This window comes from Streptomyces caelestis (assembly GCF_001279005.1).
Taxonomy (GTDB): Bacteria; Actinomycetota; Actinomycetes; order Streptomycetales; family Streptomycetaceae; genus Streptomyces; species Streptomyces heliomycini.
In genome coordinates this window covers 1-218 of the sequence record NZ_LGCN01000183.1, presented here as the reverse complement: position 1 = coordinate 218, position 218 = coordinate 1, and the positions used below count along the sequence as shown (strand labels likewise).

The window sequence follows — 218 nt, the reverse complement described above, 5'->3', positions numbered from 1 at the left end:
CTCTCCAACGAGCCGCTGACGTTTCGACTACGGGGGTCTTACCCTCTACGCCGGACCTTTCGCATGTCCTTCGCCTACATCAACGGTTTCTGACTCGTCTCACGGCCGGCAGACCATGAAAGAGAGATCCCACAACCCCGCATGCGCAACCCCTGCCGGGTCTCACACGCATACGGTTTGGCCTCATCCGGTTTCGCTCGCCACTACTCCCGGAATCA

Annotated in this window: 1 rRNA gene; it reads right to left on the bottom strand. The window is 59.6% G+C overall.

Annotated elements, in window-relative coordinates:
* Positions 1-217 (bottom strand): 23S ribosomal RNA (locus ADK41_RS16100); the annotation flags it as partial.
* Position 218 lies beyond the last annotated feature (1 nt).